Raw genomic sequence first — 17984 nt, 5'->3', positions numbered from 1 at the left:
TAAAATTCGATGATTCCCAGCGTGACCCCGCCTGACCTGCGCCTACGGAGTACCCCGCCTTGAACGATTGGTATGACCGCGACTACAGCGGTGCACCAGATCAGACCCTCGTCGATTGGCCGGACGCCCTCCCCCAGCGCACACCCCCGGGCGACAAGGCCACCGGCCAGGTACCCCACCCACGCCCCGCCCGTCCCCCGGGCCAGCCGGGCGTGCCCCCCGCACCCCCCCTGGGCGCCCCCCGCCGCCCCACCGCCCCACCGCAGCAACCCCAGCCCCGCCACACCGGCACCTCCCCCCTCCCCCGCCCCCCGGCCCAGACCCCACCCCAGGCCCGCACCCAGCAACTCCCCCACCAGGCGCCCACCCACCAGCCCCCCACCCAGCACTTCGCCCAGCCGGCCCCCCAGGCCGCCACCCAACGCTTCGCCGCCCCCGTCCACACCGGCCCGGCCCCCCTCCCGACGGCCCCGCCCCCACCCAGGCCCCAGCCCCCGCGCAAGCCCGTCCCACCGTCCGCGCGCAAGTCGAGGGCGCGCCGCGTCGTGCGCCAGGCCCCGCCGCCGGTGTCGGACTCCAAGCTGCTGCCCCAGCCGCCGACCGACGACGAACGCGAGTCCTACGCCGCGCGGCACCTGTGGATCCTGACGATCACGTCGGGCATCAGCATGGCCTGCATCCTCGTCAGCGAGGTGAAGTTCGCCCAGACCATCGACTGGGCGTGGGCGTTCATCCCGTTCATGGTGTTCACGCTCATCTACTTCCTCGTCGGCGTGCGCATCGACTGGTTCTCCAAGCCGTTCGACCGGGTCAAGCACACGAGGCTCGTGCGCAACTGGAAGCCCGAGCAGTACCCGAGCGTCGACGTGTTCCTCCCGGTGTGCGGCGAGCCCATCGAGGTCCTGCACAACACGTGGACCCACGTGCGCGAACTCGCCATGCACTACCCGGGCAAGGTCGTCCCGTTCGTCATGGACGACTCGGCCAACCCCGACTACGAGGCGATGGCCGCCGACTTCGGCTTCCGGTACGCCGTCCGGCCCAACCGCGGCTGGTTCAAGAAGGCCGGGAACATGCAGTTCGGGTTCCACAGGTCCGACGGCGACTTCATCCTCATCCTGGACGCCGACTTCGTCCCCCGGTCGGACATGCTCGACCACATCCTCCCGTACATGGAGGACGACCCCAAGATCGCGATCGTCCAGACGCCGCAGTACTTCCGCGTCCTCGACGAGCAGAACTGGATCGAGCGCGGCGCGGGGGCCGTCCAGGAGTTCTTCTACCGGTCCGCGCAGGTGTCACGGCAGTCGGTCGACGCCTCGATCTGCGTCGGCACCTGCGCCGTCTACCGCCGCGCGGCCCTCGCCGAGAACGGCGGCACGACGCTCATCGAGCACTCCGAGGACGTGCACACCGGCTTCGACCTGCGCAACCTCGGCTGGACCCTGAAGTACGTGCCGATGGCGCTGTCGGCCGGCGTGTGCCCCGACAACCTCGGCGGCTTCTTCAACCAGCAGTACCGCTGGTGCATGGGCTCGATGAGCCTGCTCAGCAGCAAGAAGTTCTGGGGACACAAGATGCGCTTCTCCACGCGCATGTCCTACTTCTCGGGCTTCTTCTACTACGTGCACACCGCGCTGTTCACGATCGTCGGCCCGCTGCTGCCGCTGACGATGCTCATCGTCGGCCCCGAGCTCTTCATGGCCACGCACCTCGTCTGGTTCATCCCGAGCCTGATCCGGCAGACGATCATCCTGCCCGCCTGGCACCGCTGCCCCTACCGGATCGAGGCGTGGGCCGTCCAGATCCTCTACGGCTGGGCGCACTTCTTCGCGATCACCGACATCCTGCGCGGCCGCAAGATGGGCTGGAAGCCGACCGGCGGCGGCGCGAAGAAGAGCAAGATCCGCCGCCTGTGGATCGCGCTCATCGGCTGGAGCCTCAGCACCTCGGTGCTCTGGGTCGGCCTCGCGCTGTTCCGCTCGGTGGAACTCGGCCCGATCAACTTCATCATGGTCCTCGGCACCGGCCTGCTGCACCTGGCGATCGTGCTGCGCGCGATCGTCCAGCCGCAGGCCCCCGAGGAGGAGGAAGAGGTGGCCGCGCTGTAATGGGCAGTCCGCTAATCACCCGGCAGGACCCTCCGCGCCGCTACGTCCTGCCCGTCACGCCGAAGGTGGCGTGGTCCGCGCGGCCGGGCAAGCGGCGGGAGAACCTGTCCCGGTTGGCGCTGCTCGCCGTGCTCGGCCTCCAGGCCGTCCTCACCCTGCGCCTGGGCAACTCCGCCTCCCCCGAGGAGGCGACGCTGTTGCTCAACGGGGCCGCCCGGCTCGACGGCACGGACGCCTCCGGGCTCCCGGTCGTCCTCGGCGCCCCGTTCCTCTACCCGTTCCTCGCCGCGTTCGCCGAGCAGAGCTTCGGCCTGGAAGGAGCGCGCGCGCTCAGCCTCCTCGCGGTGCTCGCCGCCAACGCGCTGTTGTACGCCACCACACGGCAGCTGTTCGGGGTGCGTCCCGCCCTGCTCGGCGCCGGCGTCTTCGCCGTGGCCGCGCCGACCGCGTTCCTGGGCAACATCGCCACCTACGACGCGTTCTCGCTGCTCCTGCTCGTGGCGGCCGTCTGGGCGACGGTGCGCTTCTCCCGCAGCGCCGTCCTCAGCGTCGCGCTCGCGGGCCTGTTCGGCGTGCTCGCCTTCGCCGTCAAATTCGGCTCGGGCATCTTCCTGCCCGCCGTCGTCGGCGTCGCCTTCGCCGTCGTCATCCCGCGTGTCGGCGCGGGACGCGCCGCCGCCAGAGCCGCGGGCCTGCTCCTGGTCATCCTCATCGGGTCAGGGTTCCTCGTCGTCGCGGGCGGGCTCAGCGACGCGCTCGGCACCGCGCTGTCCGGCGGGGCCGACGCCGGAGAGGCCGGCGCGGGAACGATCCTCTACGACGCCACGGCCTACGGCGGCCTCTACGTCCTGACCGCCCTGTTCGGCTGCTTCAGCTTCTGGCGCACCGCCGCCATGAGCGAGATACCCGGCGCCGAGGTACGCGGCCCGCGCAAGGGCGCGAGGCTGCTCATCAGCCTTTCCATGACGCTCCCGGCCGTCGTCCTCACGCTGTACCAGAGCGTGGTGGGCACCGACGAGGGCTCGCTCATCCGGCACGTCGGAATCGGCCTCGCCCTTGCGACGCCGATGGCGGGCCTCGGCATGTCCCGCATGCTCGGCGCGCACTTCGCCAGCCCGCAGTACCCGATCCTCGTGTGGATCATCCTGTTCACCTTCGGCTATGGGCAGGCGCTGTCGGCGATGACGGCATGGCCGCAGACCGACAACCTGATCGCGTTCCTGCGCACGGAGGTCAAGGCCGAAGGCAAGTACCTCGCTCCCGAGCCGCAGACGATCGTCTACGGGCTCGGCCGCGACGCCACCGACCCCGCCCAGTGGACGGACGTCGGCGAACTCGCCGACGCCCAGGCGGTGCGCAAGGGCGAGTACGACCTGATCGTGCTGGACACCGAGGCCGCGCCCGAGATCAACGAGCCGGTCGAGAAGGAGATGGTCGACGGCGGACGGTACCGGCTGCGGGCGAGGTTCGACCACAGCTACGACGACAGCGGCGACTACGAGATCTGGGTGAAATACCGATGAGAAAGACCGCCGCGGCCGCCGCACTCGGGCTGCTGCTCGCCGGTTCCCTCAGCGCGTGCGGCACCGCCATGTCCACGCCGCCGAACGCCAAGGTCGAGGTCCAGACCGCCCCCTACGACGTCCGGCCCCTGCTGCGGCCCAAGAACAAGTTCCTCGGCGTCACCTACGAGGGGGCGGGCACCAACGCCAAGGCGCTGAAGAAGTTCGCCAACGCCGCCGGCAAGAAGCCCAACATGGTGGCCCTCTACACCGACTTCAAGGAGGACTACCCGGTCGAGAAGGTCAAGGGCCTTTGGGACCAGGGCATCGTCAGCCTGCTGGTGTGGGAGCCGTTCGAGACTGGCCTCGGCGCGATCGCCGACGGCAGCGAGGACGACCGCGTCGTCAGGTTCGCGCGGGCCGTCCGCGACCTCGACATCCCGCTCGTCCTCAGCTTCGCGCACGAGATGAACGGCAACTGGTACCCGTGGGGCACCAAGAAGAACGAGCCTGAGGACTTCCTCGCCGCGCACAGGCACCTGCACGACCTGTTCGTGAAGGAGGGGACGACCAACGTCATCTGGCTGTGGAGCCCCAACGTGCCGAGCAACAGCGGCAAGTACAAGTTCCAGCCTTACTGGCCCGGAGACGCCTACGTCGACTGGGTCGGCCCCATCGGCTACTTCGAGTGGAGCAACGACTCGCGCAGCTTCGACCAGCTGTTCGGGCCGTCGCTCACCGCGTTGCGCAAGTTCACCAAGCGGCCAGTCCTGTTCCCCGAGACCGCCTCGCCCCCGAGCGCCGACAAACCGCGCTATATCGCCGAGCTGTACCAGGCGATCAAGTCGCGTAAGGACCTGCTCGGCGTCGTGTGGTTCAACCTGAACAAGGAGCACGACTGGCGGGTGCAGTCGGATACCGCGTCGTTGACGGCGTTCCGGGAGGCGGTGGCGGACCCGATCTTCGGGTTCGATCCGCGCAAGGCCGGATGAGGCCGCGGGCGGGGGCGTGCGGGCAGCGCGAATGTCGGGGAGTGCCTCCCTTCGGGGGCCGGAGGGCCTCTAGACTCTGAGGGTCGGCAGGGGGCGGTAGCTCAGCCGGTCAGAGCAGCGGACTCATAATCCGCCGGTCGTGGGTTCGAGCCCCACCCGCCCCACCCTTCCCCCTCCGCCGTGGCGGTGTGCGCCGCCGTTACCAGGCGACGGGCCCGTTGTCGTCGGTGAACGTGCCGGTGGGTCCGTCGGCCGGGATCGTGGCCATGCGGACGGCCGAGGCGGCTCCTTCGGCCGGTGTGCGTACGCCGCGGTGGTTGTTGAGGTCGGTCGCGACGAATCCCGGACATACCGCGTTGACGAGGATGTTCTCGGCGGCGAGGTCACGCGCGTACATCAAGGTCACCGCGGTCAGCGCGGTCTTGGAGGCGACGTAGCCCAGCGCGATGGGGTCGCCGTTGGCGAAGTCGGAGATCGCCGCGAGTGAGCCTGCGCTGCTTGAGACGTTGACGATCCGCGGGCTGTCGGATTTGCGCAACAGCGGCAGGAACGCGCCGCTGACGGTGATGACGCCGAACACGTTCGTCTCGAACACGTAGCGGACGTGCTCGACGTCGGCCGAGCGGGGCAGCTGCCCGGCGAAGTCGGCCCCGGGCTTGTGGCTGATGCCTGCGTTGTTGATCAGTGCGTCGAGGCGGCCGAAGCGGGACCGGACGGTCTCGGCGGCGGCGGACGCCGAGGCGGGGTCGGTGACGTCGAGGGCCACGGCGGTGACGTCGCCGCCCGCCGCGCGCAGGTCGGCGGCGGCCTCCTCACCGCGCTCGACGCTTCGCGCGCCGATCAGGACGGTGTGGCCGAGTGCGGCGAGCTGCGCCGCGATCTCGCGGCCGATTCCCTTGTTGCCACCGGTGACCAGGGCGATCATGGGGTGATTCATGGAGATCCTTACGTAATGGTGCTGATGTTCGGGCTGTTACCAGGGGACGGGGCCGTCGTCGCCGGAGAACGTGCCCGTCGGGCCGTCGGGTCCGATGAGGACCATCCGGACGATGTGCCGTGCGCCCTCTTCCACGGTCTTCGTACCCTGGAAGCGTGAGCGAGCTGCCGGAGCTCCCCACGTTGACGATCCGCGCCGCGGGTGCCTCGCGCAGCAGCGGCAGCAGCGCCTGGGTCAGCGCGATCGGCCCGATGACGTTCGTCTCAAAGAACCGACGGACAACGTCGAGCGCCACCTCAGTGAGCAGACCCGAGCGAGCGCGGTCGCTCGGTCTTCGGTTACTTGGATTTGATGTGGCCGAGGGCGTTGGGGCCTGTGGTGAGGGTGTCTTGGGCCGTCTGCCAGGCGGTGTTGTCGGGGTCGAACGCGGTGCGCAGGTAGGCGGCGGTCAACTCGGCGACGGCGGCGACGCGGTCGGGGCTCTCGTCGGAGGTCTCGACGCTGTCGTGGCCCTGGATCCCGCCGAAGAGGTGCTCGCCGTTGAAGACGGTGAGCAGGGTCTTGGGCGCGGGGGCCAGGTGGTACGGGTCGGCGTGCCAGTCCGGCCCCATGGTCGTCCAGTGCCGGGAGTCGTCCTTGTCGCCGGCGACGACGAGCGCGGGCGTGGTCATCGTGGTGAGGTCCATGGTGCGGAAGATCGGCACCTGGGGGGCCGCGAACCCGTCGAAGGCGTCGCCGCCCCGGCCTGTCGCGCCGATCAGCACGCCCTGCGTGATCCGTGGCTCCAGGAGGTTCACCTCCTCGTCCGTGTCGAGGTCGGTGATCCGCGCGCCGAGGAGGAGTTCTGCGGTGAAGCCGCCGAGGGAGTGACCGGCCACCGCGACCTTGGTGCGGTCGACGCGCCCGACGAGCTGCGGCACGACCCGCTCGATCTCGTCGAGCCGGTCGAGGATGTGGCTCATGTCCTCGGCGCGCGAACGCCAGAACAGCGGCGCTTCCGGCCTGTCCCCGACCAGGTGCTTCAGCCTGGGGGCGCTGAGGTGGTTGGGCTGGATGACGACGAAGCCGTGGGCCGCCCATACCTTGGCGAGGGGGAGGTAGCCGTCGAGCGAGGACAGGCCGTAGGCGCCGCCGTGGCCGTGCGACAGGAGGATGACCGGCAGGTCGGTGCCGGTCATCGGCGCGGAGACCCGGATTTCGAGGTCGAGGGGACGTCCGGGCACGGTCAGCGTGATGGGGCTGACCGACATCACGGGCGGGGCGGACGGGTGCAGGTAGGTGTCGGCGACGGAAGTCCACTCAGGCATGGCGTGTTTCCCTTCGATGGCCCGCGTGGCCGGTCAGCGGCGCTGAGGGCGGGCAAAGCGGTGAGAACGCTCGGGCTGGGCTAAACTCAGCCAAGCGGAGCGTTGCTCCACTTACGATACGGAGCAACGCTCCGTATCGCAAACGAGACTCGTGCCGCCGCATCGGCGGACCTGGGAGAGGGGGCGTGGTGCCCGGCAGCGCGGAGCGACCCGGAGACAGGCCGACCACGGCCAAGCGGGCCGACGTGGTGCGCAACGAGAAGAAGCTGCTCGCCGCCGCCGCGGAGGTGTTCACGACGTCCGGCGTCGACGCGCCAGTCCGTGAGATCGCGGCAAGAGCCGGCGTGGGCATGGGGACCCTCTACCGCCACTTCCCGGCGCGGGCGGATCTCGTCGTGGCCGTCTTCCGCCACCAGGTCGAGGAGTGCGCCGAGGCGGGCCCGTGCCTCCTGGCCGAGAACGAGTCCCCGATGGCGGCGCTGCGCCAGTGGATCGACCTCTTCGTCGACTTCCTGACCACCAAACACGGCCTCGCCGCGATCCCCCAGTCGGACAGCGGTTCGACCACCCTGCACACGTACTTTCTCGACCGGCTCCTGCCCGTCGCCGAGCAGCTGCTCAACGCCGCCGCCGACGCGGGCGAGATCCGGGCCGACATCCAGCCCTATGAGCTGATGCGGGGCATCGGCAACCTCTGCATCGCCCCCGACCACGACCCCCGCTACGACCCGCGCAAGCTGATCGACCTGCTTCTGCGGGGGCTCCGACCCTCGGCGGCATCGTGACGGCGCGAGAAGGAACGAGGACGGCGGCGATTCCTCCCGCGACGTCGCGGAGCGGGGCTGACGGGGAGGATGACGGGCGGCGGGCGGGCATGTGGGGGTTGCGGGAGCGGGGATTGCGGTAGGTCGTCGGTGTGAACGTGATCGCCAGGCGGGTGTTGCAGCTGCACGACGTCGACGGCCAGGGGGTCGGCGACGTCGTCGTGTCGATCGGGCAGCCCTTTCTCGACCCCGAGGGCGAGGGCGAGTGGGCGTGCCCGTACGCCATCGAGGGGCTCGGCGACTGGGACGGGCAGTACCAGATCGCCGGGGAGGACGCCGTGCAGGCGCTCCAGCTCGTCCAGGGCGTCATCTGGGGGGTGCTGACGGGCTCGGAGATGAGCCACCGGCTCAGGCTGTGGGGAAGGCCGGATCTCGGGTTCCCGTCGCCGTTCCACCGGGTGCGGGTGCTGCACGAGCCGGCCTCCAACAGCGCCTACATCGGCTTCTCCGGGGTTTTCGACCACGACGGCGACGCGGTGGACCAGCTCGAGCTCGACGGCCGTGACGGCGAACTGGCGGCCATCCTCGACTTCGCCCACTCCGGCGAGCTCGTCGGCATCGAGCTGTTCGACGCCGCGGTCCGCCTCCCCGAGGGCATGCGCCACCGCACCCACCCGGCCGAGCCCTAGCCCTCCCCGAATCGGGCGGCACTGGCTAGGCTCACCGCCATGTCCAGACTTCGCACCCTCCTCGCGGCGGTCTTCGCCGTCGCCCTGCTGGCCGGTTGCAGCTCAGACGAGCAGTCCGACAAGGCCAGCGCGGACCAGCCGCCCGCCCAGGAGCTGCTCAAGCAGTCGGCCGCGGCGATGACCGAGGTGTCGAGCGTGGCGTTCGCGCTCACCACCGACGGCACGCCGGACATCCCGATCAAGGCGATGAACGGCGACCTGCTGCGCAGCGGCGACGCGCGGGGCTCGGTGACGGCCACGCAGCTCGGCGTGACCGTCGAGGTGAAGTTCATCCTGCTCGGCGAGGAGCTGTACTACAACATCTCCGGCGGATACGCGAAGACGGACAAGTCGGCAATCACCAGCTATCTCGACCCGTCGGCGATCCTCGACCCGAAGCGCGGCATCCCCGTCCTGCTCGGCCAGGCCAAGGACGCCACGACCGACGGCGTCGAGGACGGCTCGGTCAAGGTGAACGCCACGCTCCCGGCCGACGCCGTGTCCGCGGTGGGCGTCAAGGTGACCGCCGACCTCAAGGGCTCGGTCTGGATCGACGAGTCCACCCACCGGCTCACCAAGGTCTGGATGGAGCTCCCCGGCGGCTCGGCGACGCTCGCCCTGAGCGACTACAACGCGAACCCCGAGATCAAGGCCCCGTAGGAAGTGGCCGGCCGTCGTCTGGCGCTCGGCACGGGCGGGGCGGTCGTCCTGCTCGCGTCGCTCGACGCCTATGTGATCGTCACCGTCCTCGTCGACATGGGCAAGGACCTGGGCGTTCCGGTCAACCGTCCGGAACGTCTCATCCCCGTCATCACCGGCTTCCTGCTCGGCTACGTCGCGGCGATGCCGCTGCTCGGCCAGCTGTCGGACAGGTTCGGCCGCAGGACCGTCCTGCACGCCTGCCTGCTGGTCTTCGCGGCGGGCTCGGCCCTCACCGCCGCCGCCGACGGGATCGGCCCGCTCGTGGCGGGACGCGTGCTCCAGGGCGTCGCCGGGGGCGCGCTCCTGCCGATCACCATGGCGCTCGCGGGCGACCTGTGGGACGAGCGGCGCAGGCCCGTCGTCCTCGGGGTCGTCGGGGCGCTCCAGGAGCTCGGCAGCGTCCTCGGGCCGCTGTACGGGGCGGGCCTGGCGGCGCTCGTGGGCTGGCGCGGGCTCTTCTGGGTCAACGTGCCGCTCGCCCTCGCCGCGATGGTCGCGCTGCACTTCACCGTGCCGTCCACCCGGCCGGAGCGGCCCGGCAAGGTCGACGTCGTGGGCGGCCTCCTGCTCGCGCTCGGCCTTGGCCTGCTCGTCATCGGGACGTACAACCCCGAGCCTGAGACGAGCGCGCTGCCGTCATGGGGTCTGCCGATGATCGCGGGCGGAGCCGTCGCGCTGGTTGTGTTCGCCGTATGGGAGTCGCGTACGCCGAACAAGCTCCTCGACCTGACGGGGGTCCGTAAGGCGCCCGTCTTCGCGGTGCTCGGCGTGAGCCTCCTTTCGGGGGCGGCCTTGATGGTGACCCTTGTGGACGTCCAGCTCGTCGCCACCACGCTGCTCGGGCGGAGCACCACCGAGGGGGCGTTCCTGCTGTCGCGCTTCCTCATCGCCCTCGCGCTCGCGGCCGTCGCCGGAGGCGCGATCGCAAGACGGGTCGGCGAACGGATTCCCCTGGCCGTCGGCATGGCGGTGGCCGGGTGCGGCTATCTCCTTATCTCCGGTTGGCCGTTCGACCCCTCGGGCGCGTCCTACGGGCCGCTGCCTCGGATGGACGTGGACCTCGCCGTCACGGGGCTCGGCCTTGGACTCGTCATCGCGCCCGTGTCGTCGGCGGTCCTGCGGCTTGTGCCTTCGGGTCAGCACGGGGTCGCGTCCTCGGCCGTCGTGGTCGCGCGCATGATGGGGATGCTGCTCGGCATCGCGGCGGTGTCGGCTTACGGGTTCCACAGGTTCCAGGAGCTTGTCGCCGGCCTCGCGGTGCCGATGCCGTTCAACAATCCGAACTTCAAGGCCGAGTTCGAGGTGTACACCGAGGGCGTCCAGCGCGCTCTGCACACCGAGTACGGCGAGATCTTCCTCATCACCGCGGTCCTGTGCTTCGCGGGCGCGCTGCTGTCCCTCGCGGTTTCGGCCAGTCCGGGGGCTTCGGTCATCCCCGAGAAGGCCGCTGACGCGCCCGACCGTCCCTCTGACCAGGCGTCCGCGCCTTCCGGACGGCCATAACCCCGGGTATCCGTAAGTCAACACTTTGTCAGGAACGTCCCGACGGTGGTTACGTCGAGTCCATGCAGCGGATGAGCGGACTTGACGCCAGCTTCTACCTGATCGAGGACGAGAACACCCCCCTGCACGTCGCCGCCGTCATCGTCATGGAGGGCCCGCCGCCGTCCTACGGCGACCTCGTGCGGCTCGTGGCGGCCAAGCTGCCCGGCGTGGAGCGGTACCGGCAGCGCGTCCGGCCCGTCCCGTTCCATGCCGGAAGGCCGGTCTGGGTCGACGACCCGCACTTCCAGATCCTCTACCACGTCAGGCACACCGCCGTCCCCGCGCCCGGCGGGCCCGACCAGCTGCGCAACCTCGCGGGCCGGGTCGTCGCGCAGCGCCTCGACCCCAAGAAGCCGCTGTGGGAGCTGTACCTCGTGGAGGGCCTCGAAGGCGGCGGCTGGGCCCTCATCGGCAAGGTCCACCACTGCATGGTCGACGGCGTCGCCGGCATGGACCTCATCACCTCACTGTTCGACCTCACGCCCGACGCGGAGGTCCCCGCCCCCGAGCACTCCTGGCGGCCCCGCCCTTCCCCGTCGGACCTCGGCCTGCTGGCCGACGCCGTCATCGACAACGCGCTACAGCCGCTGCGGGCCGTCCGTGATCTGCCCGGGGACCTCCTCGGCACCCTTCGGCGGGCTCCCCAGCTCGTCGACTACGCCGGGGGGCTCGCGCGGCAGCTGTCGCGGTTCGCCAGGGCGTCCGCCAGCGTCCTCAACGGGCCCATCGGGCCGCACCGGCGCTGGTACTGGGCCGACGCCTCCCTGGACGACGTCAGGGCCGTACGGAAGGCGCACGGCGGCACCGTCAACGACGTCGTCCTCGCGGCGGTCACCGGCGGTTTCCGGGCCCAGCTCGCCGGACGCGGCGCGCTCGCGCCCGACCTCGTCGTGCGCTCGGCAGTCCCGGTGTCGGTGCGGACCGAGGCCGAGCGCGGCGTGCCGACCAACCGGGTGTCGTCGGTCTTCGTGAACCTGCCCGTCGGCGAGCCCGACCCCGTCGCGCGGCTGGCGTACCTGCGGGCGCAGATGGACGACCTCAAGTCCACCCGGCAGGAGCAGGTCGGCGTCGGCATCACCAAGCTGACCGACGCGGCGGTCGCGCCCGCCCTGCTCGTCCTCGGCGCGCGCACCCCGATCCGGCTGTTCAACCCGATCGTGCAGACCGTCACCACCAACATCCCGGGACCGCAGTTCCCCCTGTACATCCTGGGCAGCCGCGTACGCGCGATGTATCCCTACGTGCCGCTTACGGGAGGTATCCAGATCGCGACGGCCATCTTCAGCTATCAGGGCAGCCTTCACTTCGGCGTATGCGCCGACTTCGACGGGCAGCCCGACACCGCGGTCTTCGCCGACGGCGTCGAGGAGGCGGTAGCCGAGCTCCTCCCCTGACCGCGTCTTACGCGCGGTCTTACGCGCGCGCGTGCAGGCTGACGTGCGCGCCGGCCTGTACCGCGAACTCCCGGGCGGCCGACCCCTGGTTGACGCCCAGGGCGAGGAACCCTGAGGAGTCCTGGAACAGCAGAGGCGAACCCACGGGAACGTCCCCGTAGGTCTTCACCCAAGGGGTCGGGTGTCCTTCGAAGTCGAGGACTGTTCCGTAAGGCAGCAGGCCGAAGGCGTCGACCAGATCCGACGGACGCGCGCCGAGGACAAGGCTGCCGAACGCATCGGCGTACAGGACCGTCGCGGAGAGGAAGCCGTCAGAGGTGTAGGGCTTCGGGGTGTGCAGGGGGAGCAGGGAGGCGGGCGGGCCGAACTCCGTCAAAGGCACGCCGCGCGCAAGGTGGGCGGCGGCGGGCGCGAAGACGTCGCGGCCGTGGAAGGTGCTCGAGGTCTCCTTGAGGCGGAGCCTCGGCTCGGCCAGCACCCGCGCGTCGACGACGCCGCCCAGCGCCTCTGCCGCGTGCGCGAGGAGCCCGTTGTCGGGGCCGACGAGGAAGTCTCCCCGGCCCGTCAGGACGCCGACCGGGAGCCGGTCGGTGCCCACCCCCGGATCGACCACGCCGACGTGCACGCCCACCGGCAGGTACGGCAGCGCCTGCGCGAGCAGCGTCGCCCCCTCCACCACCGCGTAGGGCGTCACCTCGTCGCTCAGCACCTGCACCCGCGCCTCGGGCGCGATCCGGGCGACGACCCCGGCCATGACGCCCGTGTAGGCGGCCCCGAAATCCGTCGTGAGACTCACGAAGACCGACTCAGCCACGGACGGCCACGCTACCGTCTCCACGGCGTCAGCGGCCCTCCCTGCGCGCCGCGAGGAGGTCCAGCACGAGCGCGGCGGACCAGCTGAAGTCGTGGCCGCCGCGGCCTGTCCCGTCGAAAGGGTCGAAGAACTCGCGGAAGCCGGACTGGCGTACGAGCCGCAGCGTCGAGCCGTGGATGAGGTCGGCGACCGCGCCGAGCCCGTGCTGGCGCACCCCCGCCCACACGATCCAGTTCGTGCTGATCCATGCCGGTCCGCGCCAGAACGCCGCGCGGTCGAACGCCGCGGCCTGGATGTCGCAGGTCGGCACCGGATACCCGGCGGAACCGGCGAACCTTGACGAAAGCAGCAGGTCGGCGAGGCCGCGCACCGCGTGCGCCGGAAGGCCAGGGTCGAGCAGCGGCCCGAACGCGGCGACGGTGACGGCCGGGACCGCCTTGCCCGTCCGCACATCGAGGGCGCGGAAGCACCTCTGGTCGGGATCCCACAGCCGCTCAAGCAGCGCTTCCCTGACGCGCACCGCCTCCTCCCGGTAGGGAAGGGCGTCCTCTCCGACGACCTCTGCGAGTTCGGACAGCGCCTGCAGGGAGGCGAGGTACATGCCGTTGACGAGAGGGTCCTCCACCGCGAACGGATGCTCGTCGCGCAGGTGGCCGTCTACGTATCCGGCGTCACGGAACGCCGTAACGAGCCACACGTAGCGGTCGTAATCGACCCCCGTGGGCGCGGACAGAGGACGCGCGCCCGGCGCGTACCGCAAGGGAGGCAGCCGTACGGCCGCCAGCGGACGGTCCCAGGCCGGGCTGTTGTCCATGCCCGACTCCCACGGATGGCAGATCGACACCAGCCCCGCCCCGCCGAGGTCGCGCGCGGTGGCCAGGTAGCGCTGCTGGGCGGCGAGGCGGGGGAAGATCACGCGCAGGAACGCACGGCTGCGTTCGGCGTCAGGGGACGCCGCGTGCAGCCGGAGCGCGGCGAGCGCCTGGATGGGCGGCAGGGTGATCCCCGACGTCTCCACGTCCTTGGGGGCCGCGGGACTGCCCCTGCTGCGCCACAGCTCGGGGCCGGGGAAGTACGCGTGCCTGGCGACCTTCCCATTGAACACGATGTGCGGCACCATCCCGTTGGACCACTGGCCGCGCAGGACGCTCGCCAGCTCGGCCTCGGCGCGCTCGTAGCGGTGCCTGGCGAGGCCGAGGCACACGAACGCGGAGTCCCAGCTCCACTGGTGCGGGTACAGGCCCGGGGACGGCACGGTGGCCGACCCCGTCCAGTTGGCGTCCAGCACCCTGGCTGCCGCCTGCCACAGGACGGTCTCGTCACCGGTCAGTCGCGGGCTCATCACCCCAGCGTGAACCTGCGCTCGCGTTCTGAAAAGGCCCTCTAGGGGGTCATCATCTCCTCGCGGCTCTCCCGGTGCAGCCGCTCGTTCACCTTCTGCCGCGCGGTGGTGGCCGCCTCACCCGTCCTGGCCCACCCGTCCTTGGCGAGTTCCCCCGCCCGGTGCGCGCCCTTGGCCCCCACTTCGGCGGCCTGCACCTTCACCGACGCGGCCGCGTTCTGCACCGTCGGGTGCCCCCACACGTCCTGCGCCGCCTTCTTGATCTGCTCGTACCTCTCGCGGCCCGCCCGGGCCCCCAGCACATACCCCACGGCAACCCCGCCCGCGAAGATCACCCGCTTCATCCTGCTCCCTCACCCACTCCTCGACACTGCCGTCCCCCACCCCCTACCCCCCTTCTCCCCACCGATGCGCGACCACCCCCGAAGATGCGCTAACCTAGACGCGCTGGCAGGGAGAACCCCACTCCCCACCACACAATCCCGCGTAGCTCAATCGGCAGAGCAGCCGGCTGTTAACCGGCAGGTTATTGGTTCGAGTCCAATCGCGGGAGCCGGGCCACCAGGCCCTCCTTCCCAGCTCAGGGCCGGTTCTCCCCACCAAGAACCGGCCCTGAGCCGTCCCCGAGGGACAAACTGAGGGACTAACTCTCATCCGGTCTCGGGAAGATCTGGTCCATCGCCGTTGCGCCGTCTTGGATGACGGGCCGAATCTGCTGACGGTAGACCTTTTCGGTCACCCGGGTACCGCTGTGGCCGACCAGCAGCGCGACATTCTCGATGGGCATCCCGCTGTCCGACAGCAGCGACACGAAACCGTGGCGCCGCCCCCTGACCGTCCACTCCGAGGGCACAGGACCGCTGAGGCTCAGGACCTCGCGGCGGAAGGCACGTGGGACCTCCATCGCGCGGCGATCCGCAGCAGAGGAACACGGTGACGCTGGCAGCGCTCTCCCGAACACTCCGACTCTCCGATGACCACTTGCAGCGCGTTGCCTTCGGCGATGACGGCGTTGCGTTGATCGGGCCTTTGGCGGTTAGCGAACGGTTCGAGGCTCTGGAGTCGGAGGTCGCGGCCCTCAAAGCGCGCGCCGCCGACTTCGCGCGGAATCTCATGAGATCGACCATCTAAACGGCTTGCTTTACAAAGCCCGCATAGGCCCCGGGGTCAAGCCAATTCCCATTGCTCAATACCAAGGTACAGGAAGCCGCTGGTCGTGCTGATGGCGGTTGCCACTCATCGAGACTACCGCGCTCCTAGATTTCTGAGCCAAGTTCTCGAATTATCGTTACTTCAAGTTCGTAGGCGATCTGGCGTATTGACGGCATAAGCGGACCCTTCACCATCGACTGATCCCCAACGAGCGGATCGACGTACACCCAGCCCATTGAGTTCTGCGATCCGAGCGAGTATATGCTCATCGGCTGCCGAGGGTCGACATGTACACCCCCTTCTTTATTTTCCGCTTACTCTCGAAGCTTTTCCAAGAACTCACCCCTGTCGCGTTCGCGGTAAGACACGACCACCCCATTTGAGAACTAGAACATGCAACTGTTTCGGGAGATATATACACTCACCTCAATGCCTTAGCTACTATCAATAGATAGGGCAAAGTTCGGCTCCCCAAATGCACCATCCACGCTACTGTCCACCGAGATATCGAAACTACTTTCTTCCTCTCCAAGGAGGATCGCAACAGCCCCAACGGGTTTTTGGGCGCGCAATAGGCTGCCGTATGCCACGACTCCTTTAGGGAGCTGCTTGTAAGTCAGGTCAATGTGGAAAACTTTGGTGTGGGCTTCACCTTCCGCGTCGATGCGCACGACGTCAGCCGTCCGACCCCGCCCGAAGTTGACCTGAGGCAGCTTGCTACCAGAAGGCATGCGCGCGAGCAGTTGGTCCGCCTGCAAGGAAGCGGTGACATGTCCCACAGTGTCCTGTTGCAAGTTCCGCAATCCGAATGCTGTGACAGCCTCCGAGCTACGAAGGACCGTCAGCATAGACGAGTAGACGTCCATGCTCCCCGGAGGTCGTTTGTCTTCTGGAGAGTAACGGGGGGCTTTATAGTCCCGGAGGTGACCTTTGGAGTCCCTAGCGAATACTGCCACATTTTGGACGCTGAAATGGGTAAGGCGAATCACCAGGCTCTCAACTCCGGCCCCCAGGGCTCCCAGGGACATGCCTTCTGCTGTTGAATCTTGAGCGCCGACTAGTGTTATCCAGTCACGATCAACCTGTGCTCGTTCATAAGCAGTCCGTCCGAAGCCCGAGGCCGAATACAAGATTAGGTGCCCGGTGGGAAGTGCCCGATGCTTACCGATCATACGCTCGACCCATTCAACAGTTGCCCTGCGGCCGTGCTCGATGACCTCGATTGAGGTGAGGAGGGATTCTGACCGTACAGTGATGTCGATTTCCCGCTGAGTCTTCGAGTAAGTCGGTACTACCATCTCGGATTGCTCGATCAGTAGCCCGCGATTCTCCGGGAGGTGCCCAACGTACTTGAAGACGGCGTGCTGGAACGGGGTGCTTCGCTTAGGCATTACCGATGATCCTGGTTAACGTGTGAATCCTTCATCAGTTGAGAAAGCTCTTCGGGTGTAGACCATGGCGCTGAGCAGTGGATCATGCGGTGGCAGTTGGCGCAGATGAGGGCGAGGTGGCTCAGCTTGGTGGCGCCTTCGCCGGCTCGGTGGAGGGGGATGACGTGGTGGCATTCGACGTAGTCGGCGCTGCGGGGGCCGTAGGTCTTTTCGAAGTCGAAGCCGCATGCTTCGCAGGCGAGGGTGCCGCCGGCCTTGAGGACGCTGTCTATCTTGCGCTGGCGGAGTTTGGGGCTGCGCTCGCGTGCCCGGTGGCGGCGCAGGAGGAGGCGGCCTTCGGGGGCGTTGAACTCTTCGTCATCGTCGTCGGCCGGCACGTCGCCGGTGAGGTCGCCGGACAGGAGGCCCTGGCGCAGGAGGGCGGCGGACTGGGCCATCTCGTTGGGGCGGGCAAGGAGGGCCTCGATGACTTTGAGGTCGAGGGCGCCGCCGCTGGTGGGCTTGCCGGTGTAGGCGGGGTGGTGTGTGGCGAGCTCGAAGGTTTCGCGGGCGACTCCGTTGGGGTTGCGGAAGGTCTCGCCGCGGGCTTCCGCGGGGCGGATCGGGGCGAGGTTGAGCAGCTTCGACAGCTCGACCACCTGAGGGTTGGTGGCGTCGAAGCCCTTCCAGGAGTTCTTGACGACCAGGTCGCAGACGAGCACGAGTTCGTCCCACGACAAGTTGGGGTTGGGCACCGCCCTGACCGTGAAGCCGAGGTCGCTCAGCCAGCGGGCGACGCCGTCCTTGCCCCCGCTGAACTCCTGCCAGGTGAGCGCATTGCCGTACTCGTAATTGTGCGCCACTCCAGCGATGGCCTTGGAATCGTGTTCCTTGCCGTCATGAATCAGCAGGTACCTGCGAGCGGCGGGGTATCCGTAGAGCGCGAGGAAGCCTGCCTGCCCAAGCTCGTCGAACTCCGCGATGGTCTCCAGCACAGACTCAACGCTGAGAATCCCTTCTCCCATGGCGGCAGCGTAAGGCGTGCCTACGACACTCCGCAGGGCGTTCGCTCGCAGGCGACACGTGCATGAGAAACGGTCGGGCTGACTGACAATCTGCCTGACGACAGCGCAGGACCGGCGCGACTCTGCGCGGACGTCGGCGGACACACTCCCTGCGCCACGTGGGCGGGCACCTCAGCTTGGTGTGCCGGTTCGATCATTCACACCGAAGAGGCCACCCGGTTCGAACCGAGTATCGGCGGGACCCCGCCGCACGTTGCCTTGCTCTCAGAGCCACCCCGCTCCGGGCGGAGAACACCAGC

General features: G+C 69.0%; 17 protein-coding genes and 2 tRNA genes. 11 read left to right on the top strand and 8 right to left on the bottom strand.

The annotated features are described in order from the left end of the window. Positions 1 to 545: 545 nt before the first annotated feature. The 4 genes from R9X44_RS33415 (at position 546) to R9X44_RS33400 (ending at position 4769) form a co-directional block, all read left to right on the top strand. Entirely contained in the window at positions 546 to 2111 is a 1566-nt protein-coding gene (locus tag R9X44_RS33415) for a glycosyltransferase family 2 protein (RefSeq protein ID WP_319818370.1), read from the top strand. Continuing rightward, a complete protein-coding gene (locus R9X44_RS33410) occupies positions 2111 to 3634 on the top strand; it encodes a glycosyltransferase family 39 protein (RefSeq protein WP_319818369.1) in 1524 nt (507 codons plus the stop codon). Before R9X44_RS33415 ends, R9X44_RS33410 begins: the two co-directional genes overlap by 1 nt. Then, on the top strand, positions 3631 to 4605 hold the full coding sequence (locus R9X44_RS33405) for a glycoside hydrolase family 26 protein (protein WP_319818368.1): 975 nt from the start codon (positions 3631 to 3633) through the stop codon (positions 4603 to 4605). Before R9X44_RS33410 ends, R9X44_RS33405 begins: the two co-directional genes overlap by 4 nt. Before the next feature lie 90 nt (positions 4606 to 4695). Then, positions 4696 to 4769, top strand: a tRNA-Ile gene (locus tag R9X44_RS33400). Between the two features lie 35 nt (positions 4770 to 4804). Here R9X44_RS33400 and R9X44_RS33395 read toward each other — a convergent pair. Together R9X44_RS33395 and R9X44_RS33385 are read right to left on the bottom strand one after the other, a co-directional pair. Beyond that, positions 4805 to 5542 (bottom strand): SDR family oxidoreductase, encoded by a 738-nt coding sequence (locus tag R9X44_RS33395; RefSeq protein ID WP_319818367.1) that lies wholly within the window; start codon positions 5540 to 5542, stop codon positions 4805 to 4807. A gap of 338 nt (positions 5543 to 5880) precedes the next feature. After that, positions 5881 to 6849 carry a chlorophyllase gene (locus tag R9X44_RS33385; RefSeq protein WP_319818366.1) on the bottom strand — a complete coding sequence of 323 codons (969 nt, stop codon included), beginning with the start codon at positions 6847 to 6849 and terminating at the stop codon, positions 5881 to 5883. 185 nt (positions 6850 to 7034) lie between these two features. Here R9X44_RS33385 and R9X44_RS33380 point away from each other — a divergent pair, with 185 nt between their 5' ends. The 5 genes from R9X44_RS33380 (at position 7035) to R9X44_RS33360 (ending at position 11982) form a co-directional block, all read left to right on the top strand. After that, positions 7035 to 7634, top strand: coding sequence for a helix-turn-helix domain-containing protein (locus R9X44_RS33380; protein WP_319818365.1), 600 nt, complete (start codon positions 7035 to 7037; stop codon positions 7632 to 7634). Positions 7635 to 7765: 131 nt separating this feature from the next. Continuing rightward, positions 7766 to 8302, top strand: a complete 537-nt coding sequence (locus tag R9X44_RS33375) for a DUF2283 domain-containing protein (protein WP_319818364.1) — start codon at positions 7766 to 7768, stop codon at positions 8300 to 8302. A 39-nt stretch (positions 8303 to 8341) separates the two neighbouring features. Beyond that, a complete protein-coding gene (locus tag R9X44_RS33370; protein ID WP_319818363.1) occupies positions 8342 to 9001 on the top strand; it encodes an LppX_LprAFG lipoprotein in 660 nt (219 codons plus the stop codon). Between the two features lie 3 nt (positions 9002 to 9004). After that, positions 9005 to 10546: an MFS transporter gene (locus R9X44_RS33365; protein WP_319818362.1), complete on the top strand. Its 1542-nt coding sequence runs from the start codon at positions 9005 to 9007 to the stop codon at positions 10544 to 10546. 71 nt (positions 10547 to 10617) lie between these two features. Next, positions 10618 to 11982, top strand: coding sequence for a wax ester/triacylglycerol synthase family O-acyltransferase (locus tag R9X44_RS33360; RefSeq protein ID WP_319818361.1), 1365 nt, complete (start codon positions 10618 to 10620; stop codon positions 11980 to 11982). Between the two features lie 19 nt (positions 11983 to 12001). Here the strand turns inward: R9X44_RS33360 and R9X44_RS33355 are convergent, their stop codons facing one another. From R9X44_RS33355 to R9X44_RS33345, 3 genes are read right to left on the bottom strand one after another with little or no spacing between them, the layout of a single operon-like run. Further along, entirely contained in the window at positions 12002 to 12796 is a 795-nt protein-coding gene (locus tag R9X44_RS33355) for an S-adenosyl-l-methionine hydroxide adenosyltransferase family protein (RefSeq protein WP_319818360.1), read from the bottom strand. 28 nt (positions 12797 to 12824) lie between these two features. Then, positions 12825 to 14138 carry an MGH1-like glycoside hydrolase domain-containing protein gene (locus tag R9X44_RS33350; protein ID WP_319818359.1) on the bottom strand — a complete coding sequence of 438 codons (1314 nt, stop codon included), beginning with the start codon at positions 14136 to 14138 and terminating at the stop codon, positions 12825 to 12827. 41 nt (positions 14139 to 14179) lie between these two features. Continuing rightward, positions 14180 to 14482: a hypothetical protein gene (locus tag R9X44_RS33345; protein WP_319818358.1), complete on the bottom strand. Its 303-nt coding sequence runs from the start codon at positions 14480 to 14482 to the stop codon at positions 14180 to 14182. Positions 14483 to 14618: 136 nt separating this feature from the next. On the opposite strand from R9X44_RS33345, the gene R9X44_RS33340 reads away from it, so the two are divergent. Beyond that, positions 14619 to 14691: transfer RNA gene (locus R9X44_RS33340), tRNA-Asn, on the top strand. A gap of 90 nt (positions 14692 to 14781) precedes the next feature. On the opposite strand, the gene R9X44_RS33335 is transcribed toward R9X44_RS33340, so the two are convergent. Then, positions 14782 to 14949, bottom strand: coding sequence for a hypothetical protein (locus R9X44_RS33335; protein WP_319818357.1), 168 nt, complete (start codon positions 14947 to 14949; stop codon positions 14782 to 14784). A 122-nt stretch (positions 14950 to 15071) separates the two neighbouring features. Here R9X44_RS33335 and R9X44_RS33330 point away from each other — a divergent pair, with 122 nt between their 5' ends. Next, complete coding sequence (locus R9X44_RS33330; protein WP_319818356.1) at positions 15072 to 15269, top strand: hypothetical protein; 198 nt, start codon at positions 15072 to 15074, stop codon at positions 15267 to 15269. A 455-nt stretch (positions 15270 to 15724) separates the two neighbouring features. Here R9X44_RS33330 and R9X44_RS33325 read toward each other — a convergent pair whose 3' ends face one another. Together R9X44_RS33325 and R9X44_RS33320 are read right to left on the bottom strand one after the other, a co-directional pair. Beyond that, on the bottom strand, positions 15725 to 16156 hold the full coding sequence (locus tag R9X44_RS33325) for a hypothetical protein (RefSeq protein WP_319818355.1): 432 nt from the start codon (positions 16154 to 16156) through the stop codon (positions 15725 to 15727). Positions 16157 to 16680: 524 nt separating this feature from the next. Next, a complete protein-coding gene (locus tag R9X44_RS33320) occupies positions 16681 to 17655 on the bottom strand; it encodes an HNH endonuclease (RefSeq protein WP_319818354.1) in 975 nt (324 codons plus the stop codon). Positions 17656 to 17984: the final 329 nt, after the last annotated feature.

The organism is Actinocorallia sp. A-T 12471, assembly GCF_033875155.1.
GTDB lineage: Bacteria > Actinomycetota > Actinomycetes > Streptosporangiales > Streptosporangiaceae > Actinocorallia.
The sequence above is the reverse complement of the archived record's forward strand: the minus strand, read 5'-3'. Positions and strand labels throughout refer to the sequence as shown.

Excerpts from the sequence above, each read along its gene's own strand:
- R9X44_RS33410 (WP_319818369.1), top strand. The coding sequence starts at position 2,111 with ATGGGCAGTCCGCTAATCACCCGGCAGGACCCTCCGCGCCGCTACGTC.
- R9X44_RS33405 (WP_319818368.1), top strand. The coding sequence starts at position 3,631 with ATGAGAAAGACCGCCGCGGCCGCCGCACTCGGGCTGCTGCTCGCCGGT.
- R9X44_RS33395 (WP_319818367.1), bottom strand. The coding sequence starts at position 5,542 with ATGAATCACCCCATGATCGCCCTGGTCACCGGTGGCAACAAGGGAATC.
- R9X44_RS33385 (WP_319818366.1), bottom strand. The coding sequence starts at position 6,849 with ATGCCTGAGTGGACTTCCGTCGCCGACACCTACCTGCACCCGTCCGCC.
- R9X44_RS33370 (WP_319818363.1), top strand. The coding sequence starts at position 8,342 with ATGTCCAGACTTCGCACCCTCCTCGCGGCGGTCTTCGCCGTCGCCCTG.
- R9X44_RS33360 (WP_319818361.1), top strand. The coding sequence starts at position 10,618 with ATGAGCGGACTTGACGCCAGCTTCTACCTGATCGAGGACGAGAACACC.
- R9X44_RS33350 (WP_319818359.1), bottom strand. The coding sequence starts at position 14,138 with ATGAGCCCGCGACTGACCGGTGACGAGACCGTCCTGTGGCAGGCGGCA.
- R9X44_RS33345 (WP_319818358.1), bottom strand. The coding sequence starts at position 14,482 with ATGAAGCGGGTGATCTTCGCGGGCGGGGTTGCCGTGGGGTATGTGCTG.
- R9X44_RS33325 (WP_319818355.1), bottom strand. The coding sequence starts at position 16,156 with ATGGACGTCTACTCGTCTATGCTGACGGTCCTTCGTAGCTCGGAGGCT.